Below are 14,605 nucleotides of genomic sequence, written 5' to 3'. Positions count from 1 at the left end.
TATCTGCTGAACGCAGTCTCGAATCACGCCCGACACGATCGTCATCCTCCACGAGCGGCGGGCGTTAAGCCCTTCCGAGCCAGAGTTATTTGCTGATGCGTGAGTCCAATCTGTCCGCCCCCGAAGTCGCAGAAGTCGAGGGCCAACCCCGGCTAAACCGTCGCCAGGCCGCCAAGATCCGCACCCGCCAGAAGGTGCTGGACGCCGCCCGCGCCCTGTTCGCCGAGCGGGGCTATGACGCCGCCACCATCCGCGACATCGCCAAGGGCGCTGGAATGTCGACCGGCGCGGTCTTCGCCAACTTCCAGGACAAGGCCGAACTGTTCGAGTGCGTCTTCTCCGAAGAAATGGCCGGACTGCTGCAGGACATTCAAACGGCCGCCGCCCAGGACGGCCGCGTGGCCGAACGCCTGGCCAGCGGCCTGACCGCCGGCTACCACCGCTCGCTGGAGCACCTGCCGCTGATGCAGGCCATGATCGCCCGCTCCTGGTTCCAGCCGGAAGCCGCCGACGAGCGCTCGCGCACCTTCGTCAAGCCGATCGTCGAAGCCATCATCAACGTCCTTCAGGCCGGCATCCGTGAAGGCGAACTGCGCCAGGACCTGGACCTGATCGTGCTGGGCCGGATGATCTGGGACGTCTTCATCGCCAACTTCCGCTACGCCGCCTACGACAACTGGGGCATCGAGGACCTGACGCCGCACATCCGCAAGCAGTTGGACCTGATCCTGTCCAGCCAGCTGGCGCGGCAGTAAATCGCCAAGGGCTGTCGCCCTTCGCCGCTAAACAAAAAGGCCTCTCCCCATCGCCGGGGAGAGGCCTTTTTCTTGTCAGCCAATCGGCAAGTCGCCGGTCAGCTCTTCCAGCGCAGGACCACTTCCTTGATGGGGTTGAGAAAGGCCCGCCCCTCGGCCCGGCTCTTGATCCATTCGCGCTTCAGCTGCTGATACCACTTGGCCTGCTTGTCGGCGTCGTCGATCCAGATCAGGGCCGGGTCGTACTTCAGCCCCTCGTTCTGCAGGTTCACCATGCCGCCGTCCTGCTTCAGGAAGGCGACCACGCCCATCCGCAGGAAGGGCTTGGCGATCCCGAACACCCAGTGATCGGACCAGAAGATCTGGGTGATGCGCGTCTTCGTCTCCGTCACCGGCGTCAGGCAGGTCAGGGCCAGCACCTGCTTGGCGCCGACCTGGATATGCTCCCAGCGATAGCCCGGCAGACGGAAGGTGATCTCGGTCGCCGGGGCGCCGCCCAGGATCTTGTACAGGCGGCTGTTCGACGACGGCGCATGGCGCACCATGGCCCAGCCATAGTCGCGCGGCGCGAAGGTCTTGGCCTTTTCATGCATCGAATGCTCGGAACGCCACCACCACTGCTGGTGGACGAAGGGTCCGTGCGCCGGGTCCATCAGGCCGACGACCGCATGGTCGATATGGCTGTCGAAATCCATCCACTCGACCAGCCTGGCCTCGCCCTCGGCGCCGGGGAAGAGCGGCGGCTCATGGTCCGGCTCGGACGGATTGCGCGCGTCCGCGGCCATCCAGACGAAGACCATGCCCTGGCTCTCGCGCACCGGATAGGACCGCACCTTGATGCGCTCGGCCTCGAAGGCCTGATCCTCGACCAGGGAGGGGATGGCGGCGCAGACGCCGTCGGGCCGGAAACGCCAGCCGTGATAGGGGCATTCGATCGTCTCGCCCTCGCCCGGCTTCTCGACCAGACGCCCGGCCGACAGGGGCGCGGCGCGGTGGGGGCAGATGTCGCGCATGGCGTAGACCTCGCCGGCGCGGGTCCGACCGATCAGGACCGGTTCGTCCATGATCTCGTAGCGCTTCAGGCTGGCGACCGGCACGTCGCGCGCCAGGGCGACGAAATACCAGGCGTCACGCACGAAGCCCTTGCCGAAGGCCGTGGGCGGAGCCTTGACCTCGGGGGCGGTCGCGGATGGGGATGAAGCGGCGTCAGCGGTCATGGCCGCTATCTAGCAGCAGGGACCGCCGCCCGTCCAAAGCCCATTCCCTTCCTCGTCCGATGAATTAATCTGGATGGAAATCTCCGGGGAGAGACGCCTTTGATCCGCACCGCCTCCATTCTTGCTTCCGGGGCCGCCGCCCTGCTGCTGGCCTCCGCCCTGCCCGCCCTGGCGCAGGACGGTCATGTGAACCACGCCGCCCATGGCCATGCACACGCCGCCTTCGCCTCGAACCGCCTGCATGTGCGCGTCGACGGCCCAGAGGGCGCGCCAGACCTGATCCTGATCCCCGGCCTGTCGTCCTCGCCCGAGGTCTGGCAGGGCGCGGTCGATCATCTGGCGGACCGCTACCGCGTCCACCGCATCCATGTTCAGGGCTTCGCCGGCGCTCCGGCCGATGGCAATGCGACCGGCCCCGTCGCCGCCCCGGTGGCCGAGGAGATCGCCCGCTACATCCGCGAACAGGGCCTGACCAAGCCCGCCGTCGTCGGCCACTCCATGGGCGGCACCATGGGCATGATGCTGGCGGCGCGTCATCCCGACCTGGTGGGCAAGCTGATGGTCGTGGACATGATCCCCTTCATGGGCGCCATGTTCGGCCCGCCCGGGACCACAGCCGAGAGCGTCGCCCCGGTCGCCGATCAGGTCTTCGCCGCCCAGTCGACCGCCCCGCGCGACCAGTACCTGGCTCAGGCCCAAGCCGCCGTCACAGGCATGATCAAGACCGAGGCCGCTCGCCCCGGCCCGCTGAAGGACGTGGAGACCAGCGACCAGCAGGTCTCGGCCGCCGCCTTCCGCGAACTGATCCTCACCGACCTGCGCCCGGAACTAGGCCGGATCACCGCCCCGACCGAAGTCCTCTATGTGAAGTTCAACGACCCGCGCATGACGGATGCGATCACGGACATGATCTATCAGGCCTCCTTCGCCAACCTGCCCGGCGCCCGGCTGAAGCGGATCGACGGCAGCGCCCACTTCATCATGCTGGACCAACCGACCGCCTTCTACAGCGACCTGGACGCCTTCCTCGCGCGATGAGCCATCCCGCCGCGGATCGGGTCGTCGGCCTCTATCAGGACTGGGCGGACGCCTGGATCCGGGATCGCGGCGACGTCCTGTTTCGCGGCGAAGGCGGTCCTGACGAAGCGGCATGGCTGCGGCGTCTGGTCGAAGGCCTTCCCCAGGGCGCGGCGATCCTGGACGCGGGCTGCGGATCGGGCTGGCCCATGGGCGCCGCCCTGATCGAACGCGGCTTCGACCTTCTGGGCCTGGATTCCTCGCCGGCCCTGATCGCCCACGCCCGAAAGACCCTGCCTTTGGGGACCTGGTGCACGGTCGACATGCGCGAAGACCTGCCGACGGGCGCGTTTCACGGCGTCCTCGCCTGGCACAGCCTGTTTCACCTGACTCCCGAGGATCAGCGACGGCTTCTGCCGAAACTGGCCGATCGGGTGAGGCCGGGCGGTCGCCTGATGTTCACCGCCGGTCCCGCGCATGGGGAAACCATCGGCGACTGGCGCGGAGAGCCCCTCTATCACGCCAGCCTCGATCCGCAGACCTATCGCAATCTGCTGACGGACACCGGACTGATCGTGGAGGCCGACGGCGAGGACGGCGTCTGGCTGGCCCGTCGCGCCATTCTTTCGGCGAAATAAGCTCTCACGCTCTCGTGATCGAAGACGGGGGCGTTTTCGTCGGCGACGCGAACGGCTAGGGTTCGCGCCGCTTGCACAGAGGAATGTTCATGGCGCGCAAAGACGGCGGACCTGACCGGAACGATCAGGGCGGGGGAAAGCCCCGCCGCAGCTTCCTAGGTCGTCTCTTCTACTGGGGTGCGGTTCTGGCCGTTTGGGGCCTGATCTTCGCGGTCGTCTTCTTCGCTGTCTTCGCGCGCGACCTGCCGGACACATCCAGCCTCTATGAGGTCGATCGCCAGCCCTCGATCACCTATCTGGACCGGTCCGGCGCCCTGATCGCGGTGCGCGGCACCCAGATGGCGCCCCCGGTCGATCTGGACGCCCTGCCCGACTACGTCCCGGCCGCCTTCGTCGCCATCGAGGACCGTCGCTTCTATCACCACCCCGGCTTCGATCCGGTCGGCATGAGCCGGGCCATGGCCTCCAACCTGCGCGCCGGACGCGTGGTCCAGGGCGGGTCGACCATCACCCAGCAACTGGCCAAGAACCTGTTCCTGACGCCCGACCAGAACCTGAAGCGCAAGGTTCAGGAGCTGATGCTGGCCGTCTGGCTGGAGATGAAGTTCACCAAGAAGGAGATCCTGGCTCTCTATCTGAACCGGGTCTACTTCGGGGCGGGCGCCTATGGCATCGAGGCCGCGTCCCAGCGGTACTTCGACAAGAACGCCGATAAGCTGACGGTCGGCGAGGCCGCCCTGCTGGCCGGCCTGCTGAAGGCGCCCTCGCGCTATTCGCCCGTGTCGGAAAGCGAGCGCGCGGCGACCCGCGCCAACGTCGTCCTGAATGAAATGGTCGAGGTCGGCGCCATCACTCCCGCCCAGCGCGAAGCCGCCGTGGCCGAACCCGTTCGCGTGTCCCGCACCCTGGCCAGCCAGCACGCCCAGTATTTCATCGACTGGCTGGACAAGCAGATCCGCGGCCTGGTCGGTGAGCCCACCGAGGATCTGGTGGTCGAGACCACCCTGGACCTGACGCTTCAGACCGACGCCGAGCGCGCCGTGCGCCGCATCCTGGATCGCGACAAGTCCAAGGGCGTCGAACAGGCCGCCCTGGTCGCTCTGGACGGCGAAGGCCGGGTCCGCGCCATGATCGGCGGCGGCTCCTACGGCGACAGCCAGTTCAACCGCGCGACCGACGCCCGCCGCCAGGCCGGCTCGGCCTGGAAGCCCTTCGTCTATCTGGCCGCCGTCGAGGCCGGCTACACCCCCGCCACGCCCGTGGTGGACCAGCCCGTGACCATCGGCGGCTGGTCGCCCAAGAACTATTCGGGGAACTTCTCCGGCCAGATGACCCTGGCCCAGGCCGTGGCCCAGTCGACCAACACGGTCGCCGCCTATGTGGCCGACCAGGTGGGCCGCGACAGCGTGGCCCGCGCCGCGCGCCGCCTGGGGATCAGCAGCGAGATCGGCCTGCAGCCCTCCATGGCCCTGGGCGCCGTCGAGGTCAGCCCGCTGGAGATGGCCCAGGCCTATGACGCCTTCGCCAACGGCGGCAAGCGGGTGGAGGCCTACGGCATCAGTCGCATCCGCACCCCGTCCGGCCGCGTCATCTACACCCACGGCCCCTCGGCGAGCGGTCAGGCGATCAACAACCCGCCGCTCTACTACATGAACCAGATGCTGCGCGGGGTGATCACTTCGGGCAGCGGCCGCTCGGCCGCCATCGGCGGTCGCGACATCGCCGGCAAGACGGGCACGACCTCCGACTACAAGGACGCCTGGTTCGTCGGCTACACCGGCGGCTTCGTCGCCGCCGTCTGGGTCGGCAAGGACGACAACAAGGCCATGCGCGGCGTGACCGGCGGCTCCTCGCCTGCCGCCATCTGGCGCGGCTTCATGGAGGCGGCCCTGCCCAAGCTGGCGGTTCAGCCCATCCCCAACGGCCCGCCCCTGCCCGAAGGCTGGACCCCGCCCGATCCGGTCGGCGACATGATGGGTCAGGTCGAGGATCCCTACGCCCCGCCTCAGGACGGCGAGCCCGCGGATTCGGCCCAGGTCGACGCTCAGCCCGCGCCGGTCGCTCGGCCGGCGCCCGCCGACCAGCCGATCATCCGGCCGACCACGCCCCAACCCGACCGTCCGCGCGAGACCACGACCTCGGCCCCGCGTGGCGAGAAGAAACCGGAAGCCCTCTTCTTCTGATCTGATCCGAAGTCAGCGGCCCACGGCGTGCAGGGCCGCGCCGTGGTCCCGCAGCCAGCGGCGATGCGGCCTGTGGTCCCCGACCAGGCGCTGAACCACCGACCAATAGGCCGGACTGTGATCGGCGTGGACCAGGTGGGCGACCTCGTGGGCCGCCAGATAATCGGCCACCTCCGGCGGGGCCATGACCACGCGCCAGGAATAGCGGATCGATCGGTTGTGCGGGCTGCAAGATCCCCAGCGCGACCGGGTGTCGACGATGGAGATACGCACGGGCTTCTGGCCCAAGGTCCGCAGATGGACCTCGGTCCGCGCCGTCAGGAAGTCGCGCGCCGCCCGCTTGAACCAGTTCTCGACCCTGCGGGCGAAGGCCTCGCCCTCTCCGCCCGAGCGGATGACAGGACCGTCCGGCGTTTCATGAAGCCGCGCCGCGCCCGCGCCGCCGACGGCCTCCAGCCGAACGGACCGGCCCAGCCAGGCAACGACCGCGCCGGGTTCAAGGGCCTGGGTCTCCTCCCGCGTCGCCAGGCGTTCGGCGATCCAGGCCGCCTTGGTCCGAGCGAAGGCCACGACCTCGCCCAGCCGTCGCTCCGACGGCGCTACGGCCACGGCCTCGCCCGCGCGGGCGTCGATGCGGATCGACAGCCGGCGCGCCCGGGGGTTTACCGAGAGGCGAAGGGCGCCCCCGCCCTCAAGCGGCAGCCGCTGACCGTTGCGGTACTGCACAGAGGGCGTCGTTGCGGGCGATGAAGTCGCGAACCCGCGGATAGATTTCGTCACGGAAGCGGCGGCCGTTGAACACGCCGTAGTGGCCCACGCCGGGCTGGACGTGGAGCAGGCGCCGGTCGTCGGGCAGGTTGGGCGTCAGGCCGTGCGCGGCCTGGGTCTGACCCACGCCGGAGATGTCGTCCATCTCGCCCTCGACCGTGGCCAGGCCGATATCGACGACGGCCGACAGATCAACCTTGCGTCCGCGATGCTCGAGAAGGCCGCGCGGCAGCAGGTGCTGCTGGAAGACGATGTCGATGGTCTGGAGATAGAATTCCTCGGTCAGGTCCAGCACCGACAGATATTCGTCGTAGAACTGCTCGTGCTTCTCGACCCCGTCGCCGTCGCCGGCGACCAGGCTGTCGAAATAGCGACGATGGGCGTCGATGTGCTTGTCCTCGTTCATCGACATGAAGCTGTAGAGTTGGACGAAGCCCGGATAGACCCGCCGTCCGAAGCCTGGATAGGGCCAGGGCACGGTGTGGACCATGTTCGACTTGAACCAGGTGAAGGGCTTTTCCTCCGCCAACTGGTTGGTCACGGTCGGCGACAGGCGGGCGTCGATGGGCGAGCCCATGAAGGTCATGGAGGCGGGCCGGTTCGGGTCCTCGTCCTCGGCCATCAGGGCGCATGCCGCCAGGACCGGCGGTCCGGGCTGACAGACGCCGACCACATGGGCGCGGGGGCCGATGGCGCCCAGCATGGCGCGGACGTGGTCGATGTAGTCGTGGAAGTCGAAGCGGCCCTCCAGCATCGGGACCTGACGCGCATTGGTCCAGTCGGTGACGTAGACGTCGTGATCCTGAAGGAAGGCCTCGACCGTGCCGCGCAGCAGGGTGGCGTAGTGTCCGGACAGAGGGGCGACCACCATGACCGCCGGGGCGGCGGTCGGCTTGCCCGCCCGCTTCAGATCGCCGATGTGGCGGGCGAAGCGCACCAGCCGGCACCAGGGCGACGACCAGACGACCTGCTCGGTCGTGCGCACCTTGCGCCCCTCGATCTCGACCGTCTCCAGGTCCCAGCCGGGCTTGCCGTAACGACGGGTCAGGCTTTCGAACAGCTCGGCCGAGGCGTAGGCCGTGCGGCCGATGGCGGTGTCCGAGGCCGGGTTGAAGGGCGACGACCAGAAGTCCCGGGCCATCTGGGCCCCGACCCGGAAAGGAGTCGCCGAATGATAGGCGAACTCGTGAAGTGCGTAGAGCATGAAACCCCGAATGCGGCCCCCGCCGATGCGGCAGAGCAGCATATAACGCATCGCAGCGCAAAAAAGGCCAAAGCTTTCCCGATCAGGGAAAGGTGATCAGCCCCGCGCCATCGCATTCTCGATCAGCTTGGTCGTCCGCTCCGGCCCCAGGTCGTGGGCCACGGCGCTGCGGAACTTCCCGTCCGGCCCCATCAGATAGACGGTCAGGCTGTGGTTCATCGTATAGCCCTCGCCCTCCCCGACCTTCTGGTAGAAGGCGCGATACTCCTTGGCGACCTGGGCCGTCTGCTCCGGCGTCCCGGTCAGGCCGACGACGCCCGTGGGGAAGCCGTCCGACGACAGGTAGTCCTTCAGCATCTTGGGCGTGTCGCGGGCCGGATCGATGCTGATGAAGACGATCTGCAGGTCCTTGGCCTTGTCGCCCATCCTTTCCTGCACGGCGTTCAGGACGCCCAGAGTGGTCGGGCAGTAGTCGGGGCAGTAGGTGAAGCCGAAGAAGACCAGGGTCCATTTGCCGTTCAGGATCGACTGATCCACCGTGACGCCGTCCTGGTTCGTCAGGGTGAAGGGGCCGCCGACCAGGGGCTGGCCCGTGCCGCTTTCCGCCGCCGGGGCGTTCTGCGGTCGTCCGCCGACGACGACCATGGTGATCAGGCCGAGCGCCAGGGCGATCACGGCGCAGGCCGCGGCGAACAGGATGACGGGACGACGGGGCATCGGCTTCTCCTTCGAGACGAACGGCCGCGCGCGAGACATCGTGCGGCCGACGATCCGGCGGTCTATAGAAGAGGGGTGAGCCCTACAGAAGCCCCCTCCCTGTCGCAGGCGGTCGCCATGGCGGCCGGCGAACTGACCGGTCTGCCCGAAACGCCCCGGCGCGGGCGCGGCCTGTCGCTGCGCACCCTGATCGTCCTGCGCTGGCTGGCGATCATCGGCCAGACCTCGGCCATACTGACCGCCTATTTCGCCCTGCACTTCCCCCTGCCGCTGATGCCCTGCCTGGCCGCCATCGGCATCAGCGCAGCGATGAACCTGGCGACCATGGCCAAGGCGCGCCGCATCGACGGCAGCCTGCCGGACGGGCCGCGCACGGCGGCGCAACTGGGCTTCGACATCCTGCAGCTGGCGACCCTCCTGGCCCTGACCGGAGGTCTGGCCAACCCCTTCTGCCTGCTGCTGGTCGCGCCCGTGACCATCGCCGCCGCCGCCCTGCCGGCGCGGCAGGCGGTGATCCTCGGCGTCATGGCCATCATCGCCGTGGGCTTCCTCTTCTCCTGGTCCCTGCCCCTGCCGTGGCGGCTGCACGAACACCTTGAGCTGCCCCTGCTCTATCGCCTGGGCCTGGGCCTGGCCCTGATGACCGGGGTGCTGTTCACCGCCGGCTACGCCTGGAAGGTGTCGGCCGACGCGGAGAAGCTGGAGCTGGCCCTGGCCACGACCCAGGACGTCCTTCAGCGCGAGCAGAGGCTGGCGGCCCTGGGCGGTCTGGCCGCCGCCGCCGCCCACGAACTGGGCACGCCCCTGGCCACCATCCAAGTCGTCGCCAAGGAGATGCTGCGCGCCGCCCCCGCCGACAGTCCCGAGGCGGAGGACGCCGCCCTGATCCTGCAACAGGCCGAACGGTGCCGCGCCATCCTGAAGCAGTTGTCGGACAAGCCCGCGGAGGACGACCCCCTGTTCGCCGACGTGGACCTGAAGGCCCTGCTGGAGGAGGTGGCGGAGCCGCACCGGGGCTTCGACCTGGTGTTCGACATCGCCCTGAAGGCGCCGCCCGGCCAGCCCGTGCCCCGCATCCGTCGCCTGCCCGAGGTCGTCCACGGCCTGTCCACCCTGGTCGAGAACGCCGCCGACTTCGCCGTCTCTCGGGTGCGGCTGACCGCCGGGGTCGACGCCGGCTGGATCGAGATCGACATCGTGGACGACGGCCCGGGCTTCTCCTCCGAGATCCTGCCGCGTCTGGGCGAGCCCTATGTCACCAGCCGCCCCCAGGCCAAGGCCCGTCGCGCCCTGGCCGACCAGATCGCCGCCGCCTCGGCCGGGCGCGGCGGCGGAACCAGTAGGAGCCGCCGCGCGGCCCCGCCGCCCGTGACCGCGCCCATCGCCCCCAGCCAGGGCGGCATGGGCCTGGGCTTCTTCATCGCCCGCACCCTGCTGGAGCGCAGCGGGGGCAAGGTCTCGGTCGGCGCCGGTCAGGACGAGGGCGGTCGCCCCAGGGGCGCACGCGTCACCGTCCGCTGGCCCCGCCAGGCCCTGGAAGTCGCCGTCCCCGCCATGGAATCCGCAACCTCTTCAGGTGGAACCTGATGTCGCAGTCGCGTGCTTCAACCTTGACCCTTTTCGACAGACGCACGACCTGAGGCGTCAGGAGAACCGAATGTCCGACCTAGAAACCCAGATCGCCGCCCTCGCCGACAAGAGCCTGCTGTTGCTGGACGACGACCAGGCCTTGCGCACCCGTCTGGGGCGGGCGCTGGAGGCGCGCGGCTTCGACGTGACCCTGGCCGGATCGGTGGCCGAGGCTTCCGACGCCCTGCGGGTCTCCGTGCCCGCCTTCGCCGTCCTGGACATGCGGCTGGAGGACGGCAACGGCCTGAAGGTGGTCGAGGCCGTCCGCGAACGGCGCGAAGACGCGCGCATCGTCATGCTGACCGGCTATGGCGCCATCGCCACCGCCGTGGCGGCGGTCAAGGCCGGCGCCGTCGACTATCTGCAGAAGCCCGCCGACGCCGACGACGTGGTCAAGGCCCTGCTCTCCTCCGGGGAAGCGCCCGAGCCGCCCGAAAACCCCATGAGCGCCGACCGGGTTCGCTGGGAGCATATCCAGCGGGTCTATGAATTGTGCGACCACAATGTCTCGGAAACCGCCCGCCGCCTGGGCATGCATCGCCGCACCCTGCAACGCATCCTGGCCAAACGCGCGCCCAGATAGGCTTGCCTATCTGGTTTCCTTGTCGGGCCTATCGCGCTTCACGCTACTTGAGGCCTGCGTGCGCCTTCCTCAGTCCCGCATGGCCCTGAACGCGCCCAGCCGGGCGAAGGCCAGGGTCAGGGCCTTTCTGCGCGCGGGGGCCAGCAGGGCGACGGGCGCATCGCGCACCACCGCCCCGCCGAAGCCGTCGGCGACGATCAGACCGGGTTCGTCCGGCAGGACGGCCTGCGGAAACTCCGGCACCACGGCGAAGTAGAAGGCGTCGCAGAAGGGGCCGTATTCATGCCATTTGCGGTCGACGCGATAGTCGTCGATTCCCGACTTCACCTCGCAGATGATGACGTCGCCCTTCGGTCCCAGGGCCATGACGTCGGCGCGCCGTCCGTTCGGCAGGCCCACCTCCAGCAGGGGCGCATAGCCCATGTCCAGCAGCAACCGCGCCGCGCCGCGTGTCACGGACAGGGTCGTCTCAGGGCGACTGAAGACGAATTCGATGTCGAGAACGGCGGCCATGCGGCCTTTATGTTCCGCCTATGTTCCTATCGCAAGGAGGATCGGTTCACCCGCCACTGATCCCGGGTCTGGCCCCACAGGTTGACAGGATGGTTGTGGAACGGCGGCGGCATCCGGCCCGGTCCGCGATTGGCCGAACCCAGGCGTTCCGCCACCTTTTCCGAAGCCCTGTTGTCGGGGTCGATGCAGTGGATGACGTCGGGCCATTCCAGAACCTCGAAGGCGTAGTCCATGGTCGCGGCGGCGGCCTCGATCGCATAGCCCTTGCCGACGGCGTCGCGGTGCAGGCTCCAGCCCACCTCGCGGCCCGGCCATTCATAGGGATGCAGAGGCCCGATGCGGCCCATCCAGTTCCCCGTCGCCTTTTCGATCACCGAGAACATGCCTTCGCCGTGCAGGGCCCACATGCCCGCGACCGAGGCCATGGCGCGCCAGACCTCGTGCCTGGACTGCACCCCGCCGATGAAGCGGGTCGTTTCCGGGTCGCTCATGAAGTCGGCCCAGCGCGGGAAGTCCTCCAGCGACGGCGGACGCAGGAAGAGGCGCTCGGTCTCCAGCGTCGGGCCCAGCGGAGAGGTCGGACGGTCCGTCACAGCAGATACTCCCGCTCCAGAGTGTAGACGCTGCCGTCGCCGGTCAGGACGCTGGAATAGAGGCTGAAGCGATCCACGCGGATCGGCGGCGAATGCAGCAGATTATGTCCGGCGATCCAGGCCCCGATGCGGTCGGGATTCGCCTGGGGCTTCAGATAGGCCAGGGTGACATGGGGCCGGTACTCGCGCCGTTCCGGCGGCAGGCCCGCCCGCTCTCCGGCCGCGCGACACCGACCGGCCAGGACGTTCAGCGGCTCCGATCGCTCCAGCCCGGCCCAGAGGGTGTGGCTGCGGTGGGCGTCGCCGAAGGCGCCGACGCCGCTCAGCGCGATCTCGAAGGCCCCGCCGCCCTCGGCGCGGGTCAGTTCGGAGGCCAGGTCGTCGGCGGCGCGCTCGGACGCCTCGCCATAGAAGGCCAGGGTGACGTGCAGGGCGTCCAGCGGCCGCCAGCGTGCGCCGGGCAGGCCGGACTGGCGTCGCTGCAGGGTCTCGGCGACGTCTTCCGGGATCGAGATGGCGGTGAACAGGCGCAACATGCGACCCTTGGTAGCGGGCGGAACGACTGTCCGGAAGACGGGTTTTCCTTGCAAGGCGGCCCATCCGTCCCGATATTTCAGTCAAGGTCGGCATATCTCCGACCATTTGGGAGACAAGCTTCGCGATGAGCGACTTCAACAACGGCTATGCGCGCCCGCTTCCGCAGTCGGCGGACATGTCCGTCGACGCCGGCCTGCGCGCCTTCATGCTGGGCGTCTACAACAAGCTGGCGATCGGTCTGGTCGTCGCGGGCGTCCTCGCCTACATCACCGGCAATGTGCCGGCGGTGCAGCAACTCCTCTATGTCCAGGCGTCGAACGGCCGCATCGGCCTGACCCTGCTGGGCATGATCATCCAGTTCTCGCCCCTGGTCATGCTGTTCGGCTCCATGTTCTTCATGAAGAACCCGACGGCCAAGGGCGTGAACATGCTCTATTGGGCCGTGGTTTCGACCATCGGCGCGGGCCTGGGCGTCCTGTTCCTGCGCTATACGGGCGGTTCGCTGGCCTCGACCTTCTTCGTTACGGCCGCGGCCTTCGCGGGTCTGAGCCTGGTCGGCTACACGACCAAGAAGGACCTGACCGCCATGGGCAGCTTCCTGATCATGGGCGTGATCGGTCTGGTCATCGCCTCGATCGTGAACATCTTCATGCAGTCGGGAACCCTGTACCTGATCATCTCGGGTCTGGGCGTGCTGATCTTCTCGGGCCTGATCGCCTATGACACCCAGCGCCTGAAGATGACCTACTACGCCCTGGGCGGCGACAAGGAAGCCATGGGCGTGGCCACGGGCTTCGGCGCCCTGAGCCTGTTCATCAACTTCGTGAACCTGTTCCAGTTCCTGCTCGCCTTCATGGGCGGCAGCCGCGAGTAGAAGTCGGCGACGACTGAGTTTGGAAGAGCCCCGACGGAGACGTCGGGGCTTTTTCTTTGGGCGTGCTCGTAACCCTGTCGCTCATCCCCGCAAAGAGAGCTCACTCCACAACCGTGAACCTGCGGCTGTCGAAGACGCGCAGCACCTGATCCAGGTCGCGGCCGCGTTTCAGCACGTGGCCGCCCTCGCCGATCACGGCCCACTGGCCCTGCTTCAGGCGCAGGGCCGGGCGCTTCTCGATGCGATAGACCGGGGCGTCGCCCGAACGGCGGAAGACGGCGAACTCGGCGAAATCCTTCTGACCCGCCATGGCGTAGTCGCGCCATTCGCCCGCCGCCACCATCCGCCCATAGACCCTCAGCATCTGGTCCAGTTCGCGCCGGTCGAAGAAGACCGGACCCGCCTGGGCCTGTCCGTCCGGACTGTTCGCATCGAAGCTCATGACGCTAACTTAGGCCGGTCCGAGCGGAACGCCAGCGCCCCTGCGACTTGTCACCCGCCCCGCACCCGTCCAAAAGGCGGTTCGAGATCTAGATACGGAGACGACGACCATGGCGACGAGCGAAGGCTGGGACATGCCGACCGGCGACCTGATGAAGGGCAAGAAGGGCCTGATCATGGGGGTGGCCAACTCCAGCTCCATCGCCTGGGGCATCGCCTCGCAGCTGGCCGCCCAGGGCGCCGAGCTGGCCTTCACCTACCTGGGCGAGGGTCTTGAGCGCCGCGTGCGCCCCCTGGCCGAAAGCGTCGGCGCCAAGCTGCTGATCCAGGCCGACGTCACCGACGACGCCTCGATGGACAAGGCCTTCGAGGAGCTGGAGAAGGAGTTCGGCACGATCGACTTCGTCGTCCACTCGGTGGCCTTCGCCAACAAGGACGAGTTGAAGGGCTCCTTCGTCGACAACACGACGCGCGACAGCTTCCTGCTGGCCATGAACATCTCGGCCTTCAGCTTCGTCGACGTGGCGCGCCGCTCGGCCAAGCTGATGCCCAACGGCGGCTCGATGATCACCCTGACCTATCTGGGGTCGGAGCGGGTCATCCCCAACTACAACACCATGGGCGTGGCCAAGGCCGCGCTGGAAGCCGCGACCCGCTACATCGCTCGCGACCTGGGGCCGAAGAACATCCGCGTCAACGCCATCTCGGCCGGCGCGATGCGCACCCTTAGCCTGGCCGGCATCTCCGGCGGGCGCGGCCTGCACTCCAAGTCGGCCCAGTTCTCGCTGATCAAGGAAGAGACCTCGATGGAAGGCGTCGCCGGCGCCGCCCTGTGGCTGTGCTCGGACCTGGGCCGCTCGACCACGGGTGAAGTCGTCCACGTCGACGCCGGCTTCCACGCCGTCGGCCTGCCGGACGACGTCGAGGGCTGATCCT

Annotated in this window: 16 protein-coding genes; 8 read left to right on the top strand and 8 right to left on the bottom strand. The window is 68.2% G+C overall.

Annotation, left to right across the window (positions count from 1 at the left end; all coding sequences use genetic code 11):
- Positions 1–95: 95 nt before the first annotated feature.
- Complete coding sequence (locus ABIE19_RS17215) at positions 96–755, top strand: TetR/AcrR family transcriptional regulator (protein WP_354090475.1); 660 nt, start codon at positions 96–98, stop codon at positions 753–755.
- Between the two features lie 98 nt (positions 756–853).
- Here ABIE19_RS17215 and ABIE19_RS17210 read toward each other — a convergent pair whose 3' ends face one another.
- The gene (locus tag ABIE19_RS17210) at positions 854–1,972 is read right to left on the bottom strand and encodes a Rieske 2Fe-2S domain-containing protein (RefSeq protein WP_354090474.1); all 1,119 of its coding nucleotides are present in this window, start codon (positions 1,970–1,972) and stop codon (positions 854–856) included.
- Between the two features lie 99 nt (positions 1,973–2,071).
- Here ABIE19_RS17210 and ABIE19_RS17205 point away from each other — a divergent pair, with 99 nt between their 5' ends.
- From ABIE19_RS17205 to ABIE19_RS17195, 3 genes are all read left to right on the top strand, one after another.
- Positions 2,072–3,010, top strand: a complete 939-nt coding sequence (locus tag ABIE19_RS17205) for an alpha/beta fold hydrolase (RefSeq protein ID WP_354090473.1) — start codon at positions 2,072–2,074, stop codon at positions 3,008–3,010.
- Positions 3,007–3,627 (top strand): methyltransferase domain-containing protein, encoded by a 621-nt coding sequence (locus ABIE19_RS17200; RefSeq protein WP_354090472.1) that lies wholly within the window; start codon positions 3,007–3,009, stop codon positions 3,625–3,627. The genes ABIE19_RS17205 and ABIE19_RS17200 overlap by 4 nt, the downstream gene beginning before the upstream one ends.
- An 83-nt stretch (positions 3,628–3,710) precedes the next feature.
- Positions 3,711–5,810, top strand: coding sequence for a transglycosylase domain-containing protein (locus ABIE19_RS17195; protein ID WP_354090471.1), 2,100 nt, complete (start codon positions 3,711–3,713; stop codon positions 5,808–5,810).
- 12 nt (positions 5,811–5,822) lie between these two features.
- Here the strand turns inward: ABIE19_RS17195 and ABIE19_RS17190 are convergent, their stop codons facing one another.
- From ABIE19_RS17190 to ABIE19_RS17180, 3 genes are all read right to left on the bottom strand, one after another.
- A complete protein-coding gene (locus ABIE19_RS17190; RefSeq protein ID WP_354090470.1) occupies positions 5,823–6,536 on the bottom strand; it encodes a M48 family metallopeptidase in 714 nt (237 codons plus the stop codon).
- Positions 6,502–7,782 (bottom strand): polyhydroxyalkanoate depolymerase, encoded by a 1,281-nt coding sequence (locus ABIE19_RS17185; protein ID WP_354090469.1) that lies wholly within the window; start codon positions 7,780–7,782, stop codon positions 6,502–6,504. The genes ABIE19_RS17190 and ABIE19_RS17185 overlap by 35 nt, the downstream gene beginning before the upstream one ends.
- A 96-nt stretch (positions 7,783–7,878) precedes the next feature.
- The gene (locus tag ABIE19_RS17180; protein WP_354090468.1) at positions 7,879–8,499 is read right to left on the bottom strand and encodes an SCO family protein; all 621 of its coding nucleotides are present in this window, start codon (positions 8,497–8,499) and stop codon (positions 7,879–7,881) included.
- Between the two features lie 75 nt (positions 8,500–8,574).
- Between ABIE19_RS17180 and ABIE19_RS17175 the strand changes: the two genes are divergently transcribed.
- Both ABIE19_RS17175 and ABIE19_RS17170 read left to right on the top strand, forming a co-directional pair.
- Positions 8,575–10,086, top strand: coding sequence for an ActS/PrrB/RegB family redox-sensitive histidine kinase (locus ABIE19_RS17175; RefSeq protein ID WP_435521159.1), 1,512 nt, complete (start codon positions 8,575–8,577; stop codon positions 10,084–10,086).
- A 70-nt stretch (positions 10,087–10,156) separates the two neighbouring features.
- Positions 10,157–10,711: an ActR/PrrA/RegA family redox response regulator transcription factor gene (locus ABIE19_RS17170; RefSeq protein ID WP_354090467.1), complete on the top strand. Its 555-nt coding sequence runs from the start codon at positions 10,157–10,159 to the stop codon at positions 10,709–10,711.
- 69 nt (positions 10,712–10,780) lie between these two features.
- Here the strand turns inward: ABIE19_RS17170 and mmcB are convergent, their stop codons facing one another.
- Genes mmcB through thpR form a run of 3 tightly spaced genes read right to left on the bottom strand, consistent with a single transcriptional unit; the run spans position 10,781 to position 12,353 of the window.
- Complete coding sequence (gene mmcB, locus ABIE19_RS17165) at positions 10,781–11,224, bottom strand: DNA repair putative endonuclease MmcB (protein ID WP_354090466.1); 444 nt, start codon at positions 11,222–11,224, stop codon at positions 10,781–10,783.
- Between the two features lie 26 nt (positions 11,225–11,250).
- Positions 11,251–11,817, bottom strand: coding sequence for a GNAT family N-acetyltransferase (locus ABIE19_RS17160; protein ID WP_354090465.1), 567 nt, complete (start codon positions 11,815–11,817; stop codon positions 11,251–11,253).
- Positions 11,814–12,353 carry an RNA 2',3'-cyclic phosphodiesterase gene (thpR, locus tag ABIE19_RS17155; RefSeq protein WP_354090464.1) on the bottom strand — a complete coding sequence of 180 codons (540 nt, stop codon included), beginning with the start codon at positions 12,351–12,353 and terminating at the stop codon, positions 11,814–11,816. Before thpR ends, ABIE19_RS17160 begins: the two co-directional genes overlap by 4 nt.
- Positions 12,354–12,478: 125 nt before the next feature.
- Here thpR and ABIE19_RS17150 point away from each other — a divergent pair, with 125 nt between their 5' ends.
- Positions 12,479–13,228 (top strand): Bax inhibitor-1/YccA family protein, encoded by a 750-nt coding sequence (locus tag ABIE19_RS17150; protein WP_354090463.1) that lies wholly within the window; start codon positions 12,479–12,481, stop codon positions 13,226–13,228.
- A 100-nt stretch (positions 13,229–13,328) separates the two neighbouring features.
- On the opposite strand, the gene ABIE19_RS17145 is transcribed toward ABIE19_RS17150, so the two are convergent.
- Positions 13,329–13,670: a DUF2794 domain-containing protein gene (locus ABIE19_RS17145; RefSeq protein ID WP_354090462.1), complete on the bottom strand. Its 342-nt coding sequence runs from the start codon at positions 13,668–13,670 to the stop codon at positions 13,329–13,331.
- A 133-nt stretch (positions 13,671–13,803) separates the two neighbouring features.
- Between ABIE19_RS17145 and ABIE19_RS17140 the strand changes: the two genes are divergently transcribed.
- Entirely contained in the window at positions 13,804–14,601 is a 798-nt protein-coding gene (locus ABIE19_RS17140) for an enoyl-ACP reductase FabI (protein ID WP_354090525.1), read from the top strand.
- The last annotated feature ends 4 nt before the right edge of the window (positions 14,602–14,605 follow it).

The sequence above is a fragment of the Brevundimonas faecalis genome, from assembly GCF_040549405.1.
Lineage (GTDB): Bacteria > Pseudomonadota > Alphaproteobacteria > Caulobacterales > Caulobacteraceae > Brevundimonas > Brevundimonas faecalis.
Note: the sequence above shows the minus strand (reverse complement) of the source record. Positions and strands in the feature narration are given on the sequence as shown.

Bases quoted from the DNA above. Each gene is read 5' to 3' on its own strand.
- ABIE19_RS17215 (WP_354090475.1), top strand. From the start codon at position 96: ATGCGTGAGTCCAATCTGTCCGCCCCCGAAGTCGCAGAAGTCGAGGGC.
- ABIE19_RS17210 (WP_354090474.1), bottom strand. From the start codon at position 1,972: ATGACCGCTGACGCCGCTTCATCCCCATCCGCGACCGCCCCCGAGGTC.
- ABIE19_RS17200 (WP_354090472.1), top strand. From the start codon at position 3,007: ATGAGCCATCCCGCCGCGGATCGGGTCGTCGGCCTCTATCAGGACTGG.
- ABIE19_RS17195 (WP_354090471.1), top strand. From the start codon at position 3,711: ATGTTCATGGCGCGCAAAGACGGCGGACCTGACCGGAACGATCAGGGC.
- ABIE19_RS17185 (WP_354090469.1), bottom strand. From the start codon at position 7,782: ATGCTCTACGCACTTCACGAGTTCGCCTATCATTCGGCGACTCCTTTC.
- ABIE19_RS17180 (WP_354090468.1), bottom strand. From the start codon at position 8,499: ATGCCCCGTCGTCCCGTCATCCTGTTCGCCGCGGCCTGCGCCGTGATC.
- ABIE19_RS17170 (WP_354090467.1), top strand. From the start codon at position 10,157: ATGTCCGACCTAGAAACCCAGATCGCCGCCCTCGCCGACAAGAGCCTG.
- mmcB (WP_354090466.1), bottom strand. From the start codon at position 11,224: ATGGCCGCCGTTCTCGACATCGAATTCGTCTTCAGTCGCCCTGAGACG.
- thpR (WP_354090464.1), bottom strand. From the start codon at position 12,353: ATGTTGCGCCTGTTCACCGCCATCTCGATCCCGGAAGACGTCGCCGAG.
- ABIE19_RS17150 (WP_354090463.1), top strand. From the start codon at position 12,479: ATGAGCGACTTCAACAACGGCTATGCGCGCCCGCTTCCGCAGTCGGCG.
- ABIE19_RS17145 (WP_354090462.1), bottom strand. From the start codon at position 13,670: ATGAGCTTCGATGCGAACAGTCCGGACGGACAGGCCCAGGCGGGTCCG.
- ABIE19_RS17140 (WP_354090525.1), top strand. From the start codon at position 13,804: ATGCCGACCGGCGACCTGATGAAGGGCAAGAAGGGCCTGATCATGGGG.